The organism is Phormidium sp. CCY1219, assembly GCF_055795085.1.
Genome location: NZ_JAYFEQ010000293.1, coordinates 1 through 342, shown reverse-complemented (window position 1 = coordinate 342; position 342 = coordinate 1). Strand labels below are relative to the sequence as shown.

General features: G+C 47.7%; 1 protein-coding gene. It reads right to left on the bottom strand.

Features of this window, described 5'->3' with window-relative positions:
• Positions 1–149: 149 nt before the first annotated feature.
• Positions 150–342: hypothetical protein (locus AC0QH1_RS04875; protein ID WP_324629787.1), on the bottom strand; the 193-nt coding region annotated here is incomplete at its 5' end.

Genomic DNA, 342 nt, shown 5'->3' with positions numbered 1-342 from the left:
AGATTGCGTAAGCCCTGGAAATTTATCTCATCAGAAGAGGTAGCAACACCTATCTGCGGTTGTGCTGTGGACCGGCTTTTTTTTGAGGCGATCGCTTGACAAAAAAAGGGCGATCGGCTATAATTAAACCGTCACCCCAGGCAGGGCTTTTAAGCATTGCACAGATTGCTTAAGTCTCCTGCCTGACCCTTACGTTCCATTATATCACCCCGAGGGTGTTTTGGGAAGAAAAAAAATTGCGTAAGCCCTGGCAATTCTTCAGACAAGGTAGCAACACCTATCCGCTGTGGACCGGCTTTTTTTTGAGGCGATCGCTTGACAAAAAAAGGGCGAGCGGCTACA